Source organism: Exiguobacterium sp. RIT594, from assembly GCF_003339585.1.
Taxonomy (GTDB): domain Bacteria; phylum Bacillota; class Bacilli; order Exiguobacteriales; family Exiguobacteriaceae; genus Exiguobacterium_A.
In genome coordinates this window covers 79,594-96,439 of sequence record NZ_QPKF01000003.1, presented here as the reverse complement: position 1 = coordinate 96,439, position 16,846 = coordinate 79,594, and the positions used below count along the sequence as shown (strand labels likewise).

Sequence of the window (16,846 nt, the reverse complement as noted above, 5' to 3'; positions counted from 1 at the left end):
CTATGTTAAATATACAACTGGCATCACCATTGACCGTGACGACACCAAAAGGATTTAAAGCGACAGGAATCCATGTCGGACTCAGACGTAAACGGAAAGATTTAGCCCTTTTAATATGTGAAGCAGGTGCCGATGCTGCAGCGGTCTATACGACGAATCAGGTCCAGGCTGCCCCGATTACGGTGACGAAACAGGCGATGGCAACATCAGGCGGAAAGGTCCATGCTGTCTTGGTCAACAGCGGAAATGCCAATGCCTGTACAGGTCAGCTCGGTCTCGAACATGCTTATGCTTCGCAACAGGCCGTTGCCGATCAGTTTCAATTGGCACAGGAACACGTTGTCATTGCTTCGACCGGCATCATCGGACAGCCGCTCGAAATCGATACGTTACTTCAAGGAATCGAACAGTTGCAACCGGATGAAGGAGAAGCCGACGATTTTGCACTGGCTATTTTAACGACTGATACAGGTACGAAGACAGCCGGACGTCAAATCTGGTTAGGGGGCGAGTTGGTTTCTGTCTGCGGAGTTGCCAAAGGTTCAGGAATGATTCATCCGAATATGGCGACGATGCTTGGTTTTTTAACAACTGACGCCTCGATTGCTTCGCCGTTATTACAGGACATCTTGAAATCTGCAGTTAACCGGACCTTCAACTGCATCACCGTCGATGGTGACAGCTCGACGAATGACATGGTGATGATTCTTGCAAGCGGGGCTGCACAAACACAGCCGCTTCAACCGGGAACAGACGAAATGGGACAGTTCCAACAAGCGGTTGAAGAAGTATGCCAGGACTTAGCGAAACAAATTGCGCGTGATGGAGAAGGGGCGACGAAGCTGATTGAAGTCAATGTCCATGGTACGGCGAATGAATGGACTGCCCGGAAAATTGCCAAACAGATCGTAGGATCTTCACTCGTGAAAACAGCAATTTTTGGTGAAGATGCGAACTGGGGCCGCATCATCGCAGCTGTCGGCAGTATCGATGAACCGATTGATGTCGGGCAAATTGATATCCGGATCGGTTCTCAGTGGGTGCTGCGTCACAGCATGCCGATTTTATTCGACGAATCGTTAGCTTCCCGTGAACTGGCGCAAGAGGTGGTTGAAATCGAAGTGAATTTAAATCAAGGACCCGCCAGCAGTCATGCTTTTGGTTGTGACTTGACGTATGACTATATCAAAATCAATGCGAGTTACCGGACATGACGAAACGTAAATTAATCAAACTGGGTGGAAGTGTCTTCGAACAATTGGATCCGCGTTATTACGAAGAATGGAATCAGTGGCTTGCTAAGAAAAATGAATTGATTATCCTGCATGGCGGCGGACCAGCTTTATCGGCCTATTGCCGGGACATGAATATTAAAGCGGAATTCAACAACGGGATCCGGGTGACGACAGAGCAGGTTTTGCTGGGAGCGGAACGGGTGCTCGGAGGAGAAGTGCAATCAAAAATCGTCTATGCCCTGAATGAAAACGGGCTGCCGGCAATCGGCCTGACGGGAATTGACGGAGCCAGTATTCGCGGAAAACAGCAACCGGCGTTCGGAGCAGTCGGAGAAGTGACGCAGATTAATCCGAAATTATTTACGACATTGATGGCATCGGGATTCATCCCTGTCGTCACCTCCCTGATTACAGGGACGGAAGGAACGTTGAATTGTAATGGGGACACATGTGCGATTGCTGTAGCGAAAGGGCTCGCTGTCGATGAATTCGAATTATTGACAGACGTATCTGGTGTCAGGCTGAATGGAACGTTTCAGACAGAGGTGACGGTTGCAGAACTGGAGGCAGGAATCGGATCGGCGGAAATCAACGGTGGAATGATTCCGAAAGTCGAAGCCGTCATCGAAGCGGTCCGACAAGGGATACATCAGGTCAAGATTCGTTCCGGACACGACGTGACGAGCCAAGGGACACGGATCAAGGAGGAAACCAATGAGCGCTTTACTACCGACGTATTTACGTCATGACATTGAATTAGTCGAAGGGAACGGATCGTTCGTGCAAGACAAGACAGGCAAAAGCTACCTGGATTTCATGATGGGAATTGCTGTCTGTAACACCGGTCATCGTCATCCTCATGTGGAACAGGCATTACAGGAACAACTGCAAAAATTATGGCATACGTCTAATTTATTCATCAGCAGTAAACAGGAACGAGTCGCGGCGATGTTGACCGAAAACAGTCATTTGAGCCATGTCTTTTTTTGCAACAGTGGGACAGAAGCGAATGAAGGGGCATTTAAGCTGATTCGGAAATGGACGCAGAAAAAAGAAATCCTGACGTTCAGTCAGTCTTTCCACGGAAGAACCTTCGCCATGATGGGAGCGACGGGCCAAGACAAGATTAAAGCCGGGTTCGGAGAGATGGTTCCGGATTTTAAGCATCTGACTTTTAACGATTTCGACAGTCTTGAAATGATTACGGACCAAACTGCTGCCGTCTGGCTCGAAGTCATCCAAGGAGAAGGCGGGGTAATCGTAGCGGAGGATGCCTGGTTAGCAAAATTGATGGAACAAGCGCGAAAGTTTGATGTGAAGGTAGTCATCGATGAAGTACAGACAGGTATCGGACGCACCGGATCGCGTTTTGCCTTTGAACAGACGCCGTTAAAGCCGGACATCATTACCGTTGCAAAAGGACTCGGAAGTGGATTCCCGGTCGGAGCCATCATCACGACACCGGAAGCGACAGCCATTTTCACACCGGGTACCCACGGATCGACATTCGGAGGGAATCCATTGGCAATGGCGGCGGCAGAAGCGACACTGGATTTATTGTTAAACGATCAGCAAATGAAACAAGTTCGACTAAAAGGACTTTATTTGATGCAACAACTCGCTCAATTACCGAAAACGATGGTTCGGGATATCCGCGGACGCGGACTGATGATTGGGGTTGAATTTCATGAACCGGTCTCACCGCTGATCTCGGCGTTGCAACAATCCGGAATGCTCGTCGTCAGTGCGGGACCCAATGTCATTCGATTGTTACCATCTTTGTTCGTTACGGAACAGGAACTCGATACGGCTGTCGAAAAAATCAAGTCAGTATGTCAACAGGAGGTCATGATGTGAAAGGGTTAGGGGCATTAAAATTAGCGGATGGGCAAGTATATCCCGGTGAGTTCATGGGCACTTCGTCCGTTCAAGGAGAAGTCGTATTTTTCACGGGAATGACCGGTTATCAAGAAGTGTTAACCGATCCTTCCTACCGGGGACAAATCATTGTTTTTACGTATCCCCTCATCGGACAATACGGTATTTCAGAGCAGGATTCAGAAAGTCGCCAGATTCAAGTATCGGGCGTAATTGTTCAGACATTGGCGAACAACGGATTACGATCGGACCTGGCTGATTGGTTGGCAGCATCGGATGTACCGGTTTTGACTCAAGTCGATACGCGGGCACTGGTCCATCATTTGCGCAATCATGGTGATCAAATCGGTACGATCACAAACGACGTCTCACTTGTTCAAAAACAATCGAACTTGATTGCGGCCGTCTCGACGAAACAGCCGGAAACTTACCAAACCAGTCAGGAAGCCGGACATATCGTCTGTCTCGACTACGGGGTTAAAAAATCGATGATTGAGGCGTTACAGGTACGTCGGATGAAAGTGACGGTCGTTCCTTTTGATACACCGAAGTCAGTCATCGACGCATTGAAGCCCGATGGTCTGCTTTTCTCAAATGGACCGGGAAATCCGAGTCAGCTCGATCATTTGATTCCTGAAATCAAGGAACTGGCGCTTGCCTATCCGACGCTCGGCATCTGTATGGGGCATCAACTGATTGCCAAAGCCTTCGGATGTCGAATCGAAAAGCAACACCACGGTCACCGCGGGGCAAATCATCCCGTCCGTCAGTTGAAAACCGGACGTGTCTTCATGACATCACAAAATCATGGTTATGTCGTTCAAGCTGACAGCGTGCAAAAATCTGAACTGAACGTCGCATATGAACATATCAATGACGGCTCGATTGAAGGACTGTTTCATCCGACGCATCCTATTTTGACCGTTCAGTTTCACCCGGAAGCTCATCCCGGTCCACTGGAGGCGATGGTGATATTCGATCAATTCGTAGCGAGCATCTTAAAGCAGGAGGTAGCATATGCAGGAACCTAAAAAAGTCCTGGTCATCGGATCAGGTCCAATCGTGATTGGTCAAGCAGCGGAATTTGATTACTCGGGTACACAGGCATGTCAGACACTTCGGGAAGCGGGATGCGAGGTCATGTTGATGAATTCGAATCCGGCTACGATCATGACGGATCCCTCAACAGCGGACCATATCTATATCGAAGCAATGACGCTTGAAAAAGCGACTGCCATTATCAAACGTGAACGCCCGACCCATTTACTAGCAACAGTCGGCGGACAAACCGCCTTGAATCTGGCACTCTCGCTCGAAGAAGCAGGAGTACTTGATCAGTATCAAGTCAAACTGCTCGGGACATCCCTTGAAACGATCCGGGACGGGGAAGACCGTGAACGGTTTAAACAGCGGATGCTGGAACTGGATCAACCGCTCCCGATTAGTCAGACGATCGAGACGTTAGAGGAACTGGAAGGGTTCATGGAAAAAGCGGGCGTCCCGCTTGTTGTCCGTCCGGCGTTTACGCTCGGGGGAACCGGGGGCGGGATTGCTCAAACAAAAGAAGAAGCCCGTAAACTTGCGGCGAATGGACTTCAGGCCAGTCCGATTTCACAATGTCTCGTCGAAGCCAGCATTGCCGGTTATAAAGAAGTCGAGTACGAGGTGATGCGGGATGCCTTTGATACGACAATCATCGTCTGCAATATGGAAAATATCGACCCGGTCGGCGTGCACACGGGAGATTCAGTCGTCTTCGCACCGATCCAATCAATATCTGACAAAATGAATCAAATCTTACGGACGGCCTCGCGGGAAATCGTCTCTGCGCTCGGTGTCGTCGGTGGCTGCAATATCCAATTTGCAATCCATCCGACAGAACAGACCTACTATGTCATTGAGGTCAACCCCCGGGTCAGCCGTTCTTCGGCTTTAGCTTCAAAAGCAACGGGTTATCCGATTGCGAAATTAGCGACCCGTCTTGCACTCGGTGAGCGTCTCGATGATTGCATCAACCCGGTGACAAAAGAAACGATGGCCAGTTTCGAACCGGTCCTGGATTATGTCACAGCTAAAGTTCCTTGTTTCCCATTTGATCTTTTCCCTGTAAGTGACCGCACACTCGGTACACAGATGAAGGCGACCGGAGAGAGTATGGCGATGGGTAAGACACTCGAGGAAGCCTTACAAAAAGCATGGCGCGGTGCCGGAATCGAGCAAGCCCCGTTGTATCCGGGCTGGATGAAGCAGGCCGATACGGAGGTCTTGTGGCAGGAAGTTAATCAAATCACGGATCGCCGGTTATTGGCCATGTTGGCATTGCTCGATCGAAAAGCGGCGACGCACGAAGAACTGGCTGAAAAAACACAGATTCAGTCTCTGTTCCTCACGACGCTCGAGACATTGATTTTGATGCAGGAAACGTTGGATCTGGAATCCAAAGCGTCGCTTCAACAGGCAAAACGCTTCGGATTTACCGACCAGCAGATCGCACAGATGACCGACGTTCCACTTGAAGTCGTGCAACAGCAACGGAATACTTTTTTAATTCAACCAAGTTTTCAAATGATTGACACTTGTGGAGCGGAATTTTCAAGTATGACGCCGTACTTTTACGGCAGTTGGTCCGGCCGAACGGAAGTCACGCCGTCCAGTCGGAAAAAAGTTGCCGTTCTCGGCGCCGGACCGATTCGGATTGGACAGGGAATCGAGTTTGACTACTGCTCGGTCCATGCCGTCCGTGCCTTGCAGCAAGCAGGTTATGAAACCATTATGATCAACAACAATCCGGAAACCGTCTCAACCGACTTTGAGGTCGCGGACCGTCTTTACGTTGAACCGTTGACGATTGAAGATGTTGTCCATGTCCTGGAAGCAGAACAATGCCAGCAGGTGCTTGTCCAGTTTGGCGGACAGACCGCCATTACGCTGGCTGCGGAACTCGAACAGCTGGGTTACCAGTTGTTAGGAACGACGGCCGATACGATTGACGAGATGGAAGACCGTGATCGTTTTTATCAGTTTTTGGACCGGTTACAGATTGACCGCATACCGGGCCAGGAAGTGTCGAACGTGGAAGAATTGGCGGCCATCGTACAAAAACTTGGTTATCCGCTGATGATCCGTCCATCGTACGTCATTGGCGGAAAAGGAATGCACCGCTTAACGACAGCAACCGATTTAGAAAAACTATTGCCGGAAATCGCGTTTCCGATTTTGGTGGATGCCTACATCGAAGGACACGAGTTCGAAGTCGATTGTATTTCAGACAAGACGACAACCTACGTACCGGTCATCATGGAACAAATCGAAGCCGCCGGTGTTCATTCGGGTGATTCAACGATGATTTTACCCCCGGTTTCAGCTCCGGCAAGCTTACAGGATGAAATCGAACGGATTGCGCAAACGATTGGTCAACATCTGGATTACCAAGGTGCCTTCAACATCCAGTTCGTCGTAAAAGATCAAACCGTCTATGTACTCGAGATTAATCCGCGGGCTTCGCGTACATTGCCGATTGTCTCAAAGGTGACGGGACAACCGTTGCTCGAGTGGGCGGTTCAAGCCGCCATCGGGATGAAAGTTGAAGCCTTGCCGGCAACCCGGTTGACGTTACCGTTTCATGCCGTCAAGACGCCGGTGTTCTCGACATTGAAGTTGCGTGGGGTTGATCCGATGACAGGTCCTGTCATGCGTTCGACCGGGGAAACATTGCAATGGACCGAAGCGGGACTTGCCAAAGAACGGTTCGTCTTCGATCAGACGACGAAAGCCGCGATGTCGAAACGCACACGTCGTATCTGTGGAGCGGAAACCCACACGTGGTCGGACGGAGCGGAACTAGAGCTGGATACCGAATTTGATACGTGTCTTGTGTTCTTCTCGAAATCAGAATCAGAACGGGAACAACGGGAAAAAGCACTTGCTCAAGGAGCGATTGTCATTACTGAAGAACATCTTGCCCAATACTTCGAATCCGTCCAAACGATACCGATGTGTACCGTGAAACGGTTATCCGAATGGACGACACAAAAGGAGCGAATCCAATGACGACGACACAACGATTAAAACATTTACTGACACTGGAAGAACTGACAGCAGAAGGACTGACCGATCTGTTGGAACTGGCGAAAGACGTTAAAACTTCTCCAGCAACTTATGCCCAAACACTTGCCGGAAAAAAAGTCGCGTTGCTGTTTGAAAAAGCATCGACGCGGACACGGATTTCTTTTGAAGTCGGTGTCGTCGAATTGGGAGGATATCCGGTTGTCTTAAACGGATCGGATATGCAGATTGGTCGCGGAGAGTCCCTCAGCGATACGATTCAAGTCATGAGCCGTTATGTCGACGCCTTGATGATTCGGACCTTTGCCCATGAAACAGTCGAGACGTTAGCGGCACACGGGACAATTCCAATTATCAACGGATTGACGGACCTTCATCATCCGTGTCAGGTGTTGGCTGATTTACTGACGGTCGAAGAACATTTTGGTCAACGTCAAGGCAAGATACTCGCTTATGTCGGGGATGGAAATAACATGGCCCACTCGCTGCTTTTAGGAGGGGCGTTAAGTGGAATGACAGTTCGAATTTGCAGTCCAGCCGCTTACGCACCGGATCAAACGATTATCGATCAAGCGAAAGTACTGGCACAAAAGTCAGGCGGCCGGATTGAACAATATACGGATCCTGTTCAGGCGGTTACGGATGCAGATGTCATCTACAGTGATGTATTTGCCAGTATGGGACAAGAAGAAGAGTCGGCAGATCGTCTGAAAGCATTCCAGGGATATCAAGTCGATCAAACATTGTTGAGGTCCGCCGCTGACGATGTGATTTTCCTGCACTGTCTTCCGGCGCACCGCGGGGAAGAAGTGACGGCAGAAGTCATTGACGGCAGTCACTCACTTGTATTTGACCAGGCGGAAAACCGGCTTCACGCGCAAAAGGCCTTAATGATTGAATTAATCGGAGTAATGAACTGAAACAAAAAGACAGGCTGTGTTCCTTATCTGGAACGAACAGTCTGTCTTTTTGTTTTAATCGTATTGACGCCGGGCGAGCTGCTCGGCTTGTTCTTTTGTAATCTGCCGTTTATTTTTTTCGTGCAACCGCCCCATGAAGGACGTTTGTTGCCACGAGGGCGACCAGTCGGACTCCTTGTGTGCACGTAAGGCTAAGATGTAGTCATAACTCAAATGAAGCCGTTCAATCATCTCTGTGCGAACGTCACAAATATGACCATGTCCCGGAATAAGCAGCTTTACTTCATACTCATAAATGAACGACTCAAGTAATTCAAGCGTCGTTAAATATTCACCCGAATCGTGTTCAATCAAAGGAATTTCGACGTCGGAGGCATAGTCCCCACAGACGAGAATATGGAGCGGCATCACTACGAACGATAAATGGGTGGATTCATGACCGGGAGTCAGGAAAAATATCAGTTTTGTTTTACCGATCGTCAACGTCGTTTCGGATTCCTCGATGACGTGTGTAATATTCGGAAAAAGGACAGGGGACTCGATATAGTATTCGTCATTAAAATTTTGGACCTCTTCCAGTGCTGCCGTCCGGTCTACGTCCACGAAGCGGCGAGACGCAATCGCGATCGCATCTTTGAAGGCATAGGCACCTAATATATGATCGAAATGGGCATGTGTGTACACAATATAAAGAGGACGATCGTGTCGGATGATTTCCACATCGCGGCGGATTGTTGCGATTTCATCCGGTAACCAGCCCGGATCAACGACGATCAGACAGTCGGATGTCTCAATCAAGGTCGAGGTCGTTTTCATTAATGTACTCTGGTAGACCGTGACACCGGGCATCTTCATTTGAATCATGACAGTCCTCCTCTTTTCGTGTGGTAACGTTTTATACGGAACTATACCCGAAAGATGACCGAATGTATCCTGGAGACAACAAAAAGACGGCTTGCAAATTGCAAGCCGTCCGCCCTCGAGGGCATAAAAGTCGTTGACCTATGTGTCGTTGACCTATGTTATGTCATAAATTGGAGCGGGTGAAGAGAATCGAACTCTCATCATCAGCTTGGAAGGCTGAGGTTTTACCACTAAACTACACCCGCAAAAGTGACTACATGAAATATAGTAGCATAGCAAAGCGTTTATTTCCATAACTTTTATGAAAAAAGGTAATTCTTTCGATTTTATGTGTACAATAATAAGAGCTAAATCGTTTACATAAGCTTCCTGTAACGAGAGTGAGTGGCTGAAGATGGAAAGAGGAGCGAATGACTGGTGAACAAAGTTCGAGTTTGGAGCGAACAGCTGATGGGAAAAGGATGGATGGCGACATGTCACCATCAAATCGATCGTTATCGCTTCACGACAGGAGAGTGGTTTCTTAACGCAAGCTTACTTGCCTTTTCAATCGAACAGGATGCAGATATGCTACCGGACGTGCTTCCGAACGAATTGAAGATCCCATTAGTATCTGAACGGATGAAACAGATATTGGAGCGGCTGACACCGTTTTCCGTCCAATGTCTCCGTGTCCAGCTGAAGACACGAACGGGACTCATCAATTACTATCTCATCAATATTCTAGCGGTAAGACGGGTGGAACATCTACATAAGACGGAGATTTTCCGCACTCTTCGGAAAAAACAAGTCTACTTCATGACGGAGCGAATCGTCAGTACATCGCTTGGTCCCCACCACATCTTGCGGGATGAACGTACGGAACGTATTTTCCTCTCGGATACGCTAGCACGGTGTTTCCAGCAACTAGCCGTGACAGGCATACATTTTGACGAGATAAATCGAATGGAGGAAATTATATGAAACAGTACACGGTCGATAATTGGATTACACTGCAATATCCAAAAACGTTTGAATATCAAGAAGAAGAAACATTTGTTAGTTTTTATTCGACGGAAGAAAATGCGATGGGGACGTTACAGTTATCCATCTACGAGTCGGATACAGAAGAACTGACACCTTTTGAAGCGGCAGAACAGGAAATCAACTTATTGGTGGAAGAGTTTGGTATTGAACTGACTGGACCACTTGAAGCACGTCGGAATTCTTCCAAAGAAGCACTTCTTGCTGTAGACGGGAAAGAAGAAGAGGTCTTCATCCGGATTTATGCATATTCAGACGGGGAACGACTTGTTCTATTAACGTATTCTGCAGATCGCGAGTCACTGGAATTGGAAGAAATTGAAGCGATGATCTTATCATTGAACTGGATTCACTAATACAAAAGCGAGGTGCCCTCAATTGAGCGCACCTCGCTTTTGTTCATTATTGATGTCCTTGTTTCCGCAGTGAAGAAAGCGGATGTGAGCCGATCTGCTTGTTCAGCCAACCTGCGATATCCGCAAAAACACGGATTCGCTCAAACTCGTGGAATAATTCATGCCGCAATCCACGGTAGACCGTGAGTTGCACCCCTTCGACACGAACCCGGTTATAGGCATCAAACAGGGCATGGATTCCTTTGCCGTCGAAGGCGACCGGGTCATCTTCCCCGGCTATCAGCAGTAACGGTAAATGACGCGGATGTTGATACAGATAAGCCAATGAGTTGACGGATTTGGTTGCCGACAGTAATTCGTTAAAAAAGCCGAGTGTGACGGTTTGCCCCGATAGCGGATCTTCATCATAACGTAAGACCGATTGAGGATCGGAGGATAACCAGGCATTCGAAGAGAGTGCCGGGAAGAAACGTAAGTTATACCGTCCGAAAATGAGCTTACTGAGTCCTTCTGCCGGATGGTGAGAAGAAGTTTGTTCGATCAGTCGTCCGACAATTTTTTGACTGACGGTGCCGAGTAAACCATTGTCCGTCGGAGGACCGCTTGCAATGACTCCTGCCAACTCGTGACCGAGTGTTTGGCCAAGGCGTCTTGAAATGAGTGAACCGAAACTGTGACCAAACACGAAAATCGGTAAATCGGGATAACGCTCTTTGATATCGTAAACCAGTTCTTCAGCATCCTGCATCAATTGCGCAAAACCATGATTTGGCTCCAAATGCCCAAGAGAATCCAGTTGTTGTGCACGTGCGCCAAAACAACGTACATCCGGAATGATCGTATGGTAGTGGTGGGCATAAAGGAACTCGGCAAACTCTTGGTAGCGCGCACCGTGCTCCATCATTCCGTGAAAAACAATGACGACCCCTTTCGGAGCATTAGCTTCTAACAGATGCATCGTTGTCGTGTAGCCGTCTGATGCAATCCAGTGTGTATGGTCGATTGTCACATCTATCATCCTTCCCTGATTAAGAAAGTCCGTAAATTGTTCCGTCTTCAGAAATTCCCATCTTATTGGCAGCTGGTGTTTTTGGTAAACCCGGCATCGTTAATACATTCCCGGTCAAGGCGACGATGAACCCCGCACCGACGGATGGTTTGATTTCACGGACAGTAATCGTAAATCCTTCGACCCGTCCGTACTTGCTTGGATCATCCGTCAATGAGAAAGGTGTTTTTGCCATACAGATCGGCAGATGGCCGAGTCCTTGTTCGGTGCAACGCTCAAGCTCACGTAATGCCTTTTCTTCGAAATGCACATCTGCTGCACCATACACTCGTTTGGCAATCCGTTCGATTTTTTGTGTCAGCGGCAGTTCGGCCGGATAAAGCGGAGTAAACTGACTCTCTTCCTCCAAAGCCTCAAAGACCTGCTCCGCCAGTGCTTCTCCACCGGCGCCCCCTTGGCTGAAGACTTCGCTTTCAGCGACGCGGATCTTGCGTTCGCGGCACCATTCGAGCACCGTCTCGCGTTCCGTATCGGTATCGCTTGCGAAACGATTCAAGGCGACAACGGCCGGCACGCCGAACAAATCCATTGTTTCAACGTGCTTCTCGAGTAAAGCCAGTCCTTCGACCAAAGCGGATAAATTTTCTTCCGCCAATTGATCCTTTGCAACCCCGCCATGCATTTTCAACGCACGGACAGTCGCAACGACGACAACCGCATCCGGATGCAGATTGCCGATCCTGGATTTAATGTTAAAGAATTTTTCAGCTCCGAGATCTGCTCCGAATCCGGCTTCCGTGACGACATAATCACTCAGCTTCAAGGCAGTACGTGTCGCAATCAGCGAGTTACAACCGTGGGCAATATTTGCGAACGGACCACCATGGATTAGAGCCGGTGTGCCTTCGACCGTCTGGACAAGATTTGGGCGGAAGGCTTCTTTTAAGAGTAATGTCGCAGCACCGGCAGCTTCGATATCCTGAACTGTAACCGGTTGTTGATCGTACGAATAGGCGACGACAATCCGGCTGATCCGTTCTTCTAAATCGGTGATGGAATCGGCGAGGCAGAGAACGGCCATGATTTCCGAAGCGACCGTGATATCAAACCCATCTTGACGCGGAACGCCATGGGCCGGTCCACCGAGTCCAATCGTAATTTGTCGCAAGGCCCGGTCATTGAGATCGAGGACACGTTTCCACGTGACCCGACGCGGATCAATTCCTAAGTCATTCCCTTGATGAAGATGATTATCGAGCAGAGCACTGATTGTATTGTGAGCTGACGTGATGGCGTGCATATCACCCGTAAAATGAAGATTAATCTCTTCCATCGGCAAAACTTGGCTGTAACCACCACCGCACGCTCCGCCTTTCAGCCCCATCGTTGGTCCAAGCGATGGTTCGCGTAAACAGATCATCGTCTTATGATTGAGGCGATGCAATGCTTGACCAAGTCCGACCGTCACTGTCGATTTCCCTTCGCCGGCAGCCGTCGGATTGATTGCCGTGACGAGAATCAGTTTTCCATCTGTCTTCGTCGCCAATCGTTTAACTAATCCGTCCGTCAACTTCGCTTTATATTTTCCGTACGTATCATAATCCGCATCGGATAAGCCGATATGTTCAGCAATTTCGGAGATGGGGCGCAGAATGGTTTGTTGGGCAATTTCTAAATCAGAACGAATCGTTTTTTCCATGGCGTAATCTTCCTCTCAAGATGAATTTCTCTATATTTCCTTAATAGTAGCGTATCTGAAACTGACACGCCAAATAATCGTTCAATATATTCCACCCAACGTGTCAAATGGTTGCGTTTTCATTTTATGGAAAGTTGCGTAGTCTAGGGATAGAGGAGGGATGAGCAATGGCAGTAAGCAATAAGAAAAAAGTAAAGCGCGGACTTGAATTTTGGATGTTTGTCGGACCCGTCTTTTTGGTGTTCGCAGTGATTGTTCTCGTACCTTTTTTTAATGGTGTCATGTATTCATTCACGGATTGGAACGGAATTACCGGTGAATTAAATTGGATTGGATTTGATAACTATGTCCGCCTCTTTACAGTGGACGAACAGTTTCAGCAGTCCTTTTGGCTGACGACAAAATATACCGTCGTGGCCGTGATTTTAACGAACTTAGTTGGGTTTATCTTAGCGTTTTTACTCACACAAAATATTCGGACACGAAACTTCTTACGGACGATTTTCTTCATGCCGAACTTAATTGGTGGATTGATTCTTGGATTCGTCTGGCAGTTTATTTACGTTAAAGGATTTGCCTCGATTGGCGAATTGACAGGTTGGAGTTTATTCGAACTTCCTTGGCTCGGTGACGCCCGAACCGGTTTTTGGGGCATTGTCATCGTCTCGATCTGGCAAGGCGGGGGATATATCATGGTCATCTATATCGCTGCCCTGCAAAATGTCCCGCAGGAACTGATTGAAGCAGCAAAAATTGATGGAGCCAATCGATTATCCACGTTGCGGAATATTACGATTCCGCTGATTATGCCATCCGTCACGATTTGTCTGTTCCTGACGATTTCCTGGTCCTTTAAATTATTCGATACGAACTTATCACTGACAAATGGTGGTCCGTTCAAATCGACAGAAATGCTTGCGCTGAACATCTATAAAGAATCGTTTACAAACAATAACTTGGGTCTTGGTTCTGCCAAAGCAATCATCTTCTTTGTTGTCGTTGCTGCGATTACCGTCACCCAAGTCTACTTGACGAAAAAACGGGAGGTGGAAGCATGAGTACCGCGCAACCTTTACCGAAACCGGAACTGAAGCCGGAACAACCGGCACCGAAAAAACGTGGCCGTTATTCCGTGCGTCTCGGAACTGTCGAAATTGCCGCGTTGTTAATGGGTTTACTGTATATGATTCCATTTTATTATGTCGTTTCGAACTCGTTTAAAACGCAGGGAGATATCTTTACGAATACATCGGGACTTCCGAAAGAATGGATCACCTCGAACTATACCGATGCCTGGGAAGCGATGAACTTCGGAAAAGTGTTTCTGAATTCTGTCATCATTACCGTTGGTGCGAATGCGATCATTGTCATTTTTTGTTCGATGGCCGCTTGGAAACTCGTTCGAACGAAAAGCCGCTTATCGACGATTATCTTTTTCTTGTTTGTCGCCGCGATGATCATTCCGTTCCAATCGATTATGATTCCGTTATCGAAGCTGTCGGGTGATCTCGGTCTACAAAACAGTTATTGGGGTCTGATTTTGATGTATCTCGGCTTTGGTTCCGGTTTGTCGATTTTCTTGTATCACGGATTCATGAAATCGATTCCGGAAGAGATTGAAGAGGCAGCCATCATTGATGGTTGTTCGCAGTGGGGGGTCTTTTGGCGGATCGTCTTCCCGTTGCTCAAACCGATTACGGTGACGATCGTTATCTTAAACACACTGTGGATTTGGAATGACTTCTTGTTGCCGTCCCTGATGTTACGTGACGTCGAACTACGGACGATTCCGCTCGCGACGTTTTATTTCTTCGGTCAGTATACGAAGCAGTGGGATTTGGCACTGCCGGGACTGATCCTCGGAATTATTCCGTTGTTACTCTTCTTCTTTGCGATGCAAAAACAAATTATTCAAGGAATTACGAGTGGTTCAATCAAATGAATTGTAAGCGCGTTCTCGCTTCGGCGGGAACGTTTTTATATGACGCAACCAGTCTGATTAGTCAGATTATTTTATTTTTTTTTGAAAAAAGGGCTTTTCAAATGCTTGCCGGATGGTGTACGATGTTCTCAATTCAATTGTAACAACGACGTTGAAGGGAAGAGTAACATCTTGTAAAACCGGATTAGCGAGCTGGGGGCGGTGAGAGCCCAGTCGGAAACAAGTTGCGAAGAACATCCCGGAGTCGCTACCCGAACACTGAAGTCAGTAGGCGTAGCCGGAGTTGCCTGTCCGTTATCATATGGCCGAAGATTGAGATGATAATTGATCATCAGTCTTTTGAGTGAACAGCTGAGCTGTTAACATGGGTGGTACCGCGGAACCGAGTCTTTCGTCCCATATTCTTGGGAGAGAAGGGCTCTTTTTTATGGCTTCTTTTTCAAACACACAATTGAGGAGGAAGAATACCATGACAACACTCGTATCTATGAAACAGACACAGGAAGCCATCACACTTGTAAAAAAACGCTTTGAGGAGCAATTCTCGGCACAACTCGGATTAACACGCGTCGAAGCGCCGTTATTCGTCGAAAGCACACTTGGAGTCAACGATCACCTGAACGGAATCGAACGTGTCATCCGCTTTGATGCAATTGACCATCAGGCAGAACTCGAGATCGTTCAATCTCTTGCGAAGTGGAAACGCCAGGCACTCCACACATACGGATTCTCAAAAGGAGAAGGCTTGTACACGCTGATGCATGCCATCCGTCGTGATGAAGTACTGGACGAAACCCATTCGATTCACGTCGACCAGTGGGACTGGGAACGTGTCATTACAAAAGAAGATCGGACGATTGACTACTTGCAAACGACGGTTCGTGCGATTTACGAGTCGATTCGCCAAGTGGAACGTGAAGTCGAAGAGAAACTCGCGATTGAAGCGATTTTACCGGAGACGATCCATTTCATGACGACACAAGAACTTGAAGATGCATACCCTACACTTTCGACAAAAGAGCGAGAGACGGAAGTGACGAAAGAGTATGGTGCTGTCTTCTTGATGCAGATTGGTGGCGCATTGGCATCCGGAGAAAAACATGACGGTCGAGCAGCTGATTATGATGACTGGACGCTCAACGGTGATATTTTAGTTCACCATCCGGAAATCGGAGCATTCGAACTGTCGTCGATGGGTATCCGGGTCGACCGCGAAACATTGCTGGCGCAGATCGAAACGACAGGCGAACACACGAAACTTGATTTCCCGTTCCACCAAGGTGTATTGGCAGAGAAACTGCCGCTGACAATCGGCGGAGGTATCGGACAATCCCGGATGGCGATGTTCCTCTTGAAGAAACGTCATATCGGTGAAGTTCAAGCATCGGTCTGGTCGGAAGAAACACGCGCGTCGTACCGTGAACAAGGTGTGCACCTGCTGTAAGAACGAGTGATGTACTAATAGATCTGATTTAATACATCCTACTGGCCATGACTTATGGACAGTAGGATGTATTTTTATGGACTAAAACAAGTTCATCCGACCTCAGACGGATGAAAGACGTGTGAAAACACGTTATAATGGGCATATGAACTAATAAGAGAGAGGTGAAGACATGTCAGCGATACTCATTACAGGATTAGTGTTTGCCCTACTTTTCGTCGTGTTTCTTTGGTTTAACATCAAAGGATTACGGACGATGTGGCGTGATTACAAACGCACGGGATCAATGATGGCACTTGGCTTCTTTATCGTCGGAATCATCGGGATCTTTACAGGAGTCTGGACGACGCTCGTCGTCATCATTTATTATCTTCTTCGTCCTGCACGAGGCTGATTTAGAGGAGTGGTTGG

At 48.0% G+C, this 16,846-nt stretch carries 15 protein-coding genes, 1 tRNA gene and 1 other annotated feature; of the genes, 12 read left to right on the top strand and 4 right to left on the bottom strand.

Annotated features, from left to right (window positions below; translation table 11 throughout):
• The first annotated feature begins 2 nt into the window (after nucleotides 1–2).
• From argJ to argF, 6 genes are read left to right on the top strand one after another with little or no spacing between them, the layout of a single operon-like run.
• Nucleotides 3–1,214 carry a bifunctional glutamate N-acetyltransferase/amino-acid acetyltransferase ArgJ gene (argJ, locus tag DVG79_RS11615; protein ID WP_369835079.1) on the top strand — a complete coding sequence of 404 codons (1,212 nt, stop codon included), beginning with the start codon at nucleotides 3–5 and terminating at the stop codon, nucleotides 1,212–1,214.
• Nucleotides 1,211–1,984, top strand: coding sequence for an acetylglutamate kinase (argB, locus tag DVG79_RS11610; RefSeq protein ID WP_114596863.1), 774 nt, complete (start codon nucleotides 1,211–1,213; stop codon nucleotides 1,982–1,984). The genes argJ and argB overlap by 4 nt, the downstream gene beginning before the upstream one ends.
• On the top strand, nucleotides 1,950–3,092 hold the full coding sequence (locus DVG79_RS11605; protein WP_114596862.1) for an acetylornithine transaminase: 1,143 nt from the start codon (nucleotides 1,950–1,952) through the stop codon (nucleotides 3,090–3,092). The genes argB and DVG79_RS11605 overlap by 35 nt, the downstream gene beginning before the upstream one ends.
• A complete protein-coding gene (locus DVG79_RS11600) occupies nucleotides 3,089–4,144 on the top strand; it encodes a carbamoyl phosphate synthase small subunit (protein ID WP_114596861.1) in 1,056 nt (351 codons plus the stop codon). The genes DVG79_RS11605 and DVG79_RS11600 overlap by 4 nt, the downstream gene beginning before the upstream one ends.
• Nucleotides 4,131–7,163 (top strand): carbamoyl-phosphate synthase (glutamine-hydrolyzing) large subunit, encoded by a 3,033-nt coding sequence (gene carB / locus DVG79_RS11595; protein WP_114596860.1) that lies wholly within the window; start codon nucleotides 4,131–4,133, stop codon nucleotides 7,161–7,163. Before DVG79_RS11600 ends, carB begins: the two co-directional genes overlap by 14 nt.
• Nucleotides 7,160–8,098: an ornithine carbamoyltransferase gene (argF, locus tag DVG79_RS11590; RefSeq protein WP_199505863.1), complete on the top strand. Its 939-nt coding sequence runs from the start codon at nucleotides 7,160–7,162 to the stop codon at nucleotides 8,096–8,098. The genes carB and argF overlap by 4 nt, the downstream gene beginning before the upstream one ends.
• Nucleotides 8,099–8,152: 54 nt before the next feature.
• On the opposite strand, the gene DVG79_RS11585 is transcribed toward argF, so the two are convergent.
• Nucleotides 8,153–8,962, bottom strand: coding sequence for an MBL fold metallo-hydrolase (locus DVG79_RS11585; protein ID WP_114596858.1), 810 nt, complete (start codon nucleotides 8,960–8,962; stop codon nucleotides 8,153–8,155).
• 171 nt (nucleotides 8,963–9,133) lie between these two features.
• Nucleotides 9,134–9,207, bottom strand: a tRNA-Gly gene (locus DVG79_RS11580).
• Between the two features lie 172 nt (nucleotides 9,208–9,379).
• Between DVG79_RS11580 and DVG79_RS11575 the strand changes: the two genes are divergently transcribed.
• Together DVG79_RS11575 and DVG79_RS11570 are read left to right on the top strand one after the other, a co-directional pair.
• Nucleotides 9,380–9,925 (top strand): imm11 family protein, encoded by a 546-nt coding sequence (locus tag DVG79_RS11575; protein ID WP_233494594.1) that lies wholly within the window; start codon nucleotides 9,380–9,382, stop codon nucleotides 9,923–9,925.
• A complete protein-coding gene (locus DVG79_RS11570; RefSeq protein WP_012369482.1) occupies nucleotides 9,922–10,341 on the top strand; it encodes a hypothetical protein in 420 nt (139 codons plus the stop codon). Before DVG79_RS11575 ends, DVG79_RS11570 begins: the two co-directional genes overlap by 4 nt.
• Nucleotides 10,342–10,387: 46 nt before the next feature.
• On the opposite strand, the gene DVG79_RS11565 is transcribed toward DVG79_RS11570, so the two are convergent.
• Nucleotides 10,388–11,359, bottom strand: coding sequence for an alpha/beta fold hydrolase (locus DVG79_RS11565; RefSeq protein ID WP_114596857.1), 972 nt, complete (start codon nucleotides 11,357–11,359; stop codon nucleotides 10,388–10,390).
• A gap of 10 nt (nucleotides 11,360–11,369) precedes the next feature.
• Nucleotides 11,370–13,049, bottom strand: a complete 1,680-nt coding sequence (locus DVG79_RS11560) for a formate--tetrahydrofolate ligase (RefSeq protein WP_114596856.1) — start codon at nucleotides 13,047–13,049, stop codon at nucleotides 11,370–11,372.
• A gap of 167 nt (nucleotides 13,050–13,216) precedes the next feature.
• Between DVG79_RS11560 and DVG79_RS11555 the strand changes: the two genes are divergently transcribed.
• From DVG79_RS11555 to DVG79_RS11540, 4 genes are all read left to right on the top strand, one after another.
• Entirely contained in the window at nucleotides 13,217–14,107 is an 891-nt protein-coding gene (locus DVG79_RS11555) for a carbohydrate ABC transporter permease (protein WP_026829190.1), read from the top strand.
• Nucleotides 14,104–14,991, top strand: a complete 888-nt coding sequence (locus DVG79_RS11550) for a carbohydrate ABC transporter permease (protein WP_114596855.1) — start codon at nucleotides 14,104–14,106, stop codon at nucleotides 14,989–14,991. The genes DVG79_RS11555 and DVG79_RS11550 overlap by 4 nt, the downstream gene beginning before the upstream one ends.
• Before the next feature lie 142 nt (nucleotides 14,992–15,133).
• Nucleotides 15,134–15,393: a binding site (T-box leader), on the top strand.
• 67 nt (nucleotides 15,394–15,460) lie between these two features.
• A complete protein-coding gene (asnA, locus tag DVG79_RS11545; protein WP_114596854.1) occupies nucleotides 15,461–16,435 on the top strand; it encodes an aspartate--ammonia ligase in 975 nt (324 codons plus the stop codon).
• A 172-nt stretch (nucleotides 16,436–16,607) separates the two neighbouring features.
• Nucleotides 16,608–16,829, top strand: coding sequence for a hypothetical protein (locus DVG79_RS11540; protein ID WP_014969583.1), 222 nt, complete (start codon nucleotides 16,608–16,610; stop codon nucleotides 16,827–16,829).
• Nucleotides 16,830–16,846: the final 17 nt, after the last annotated feature.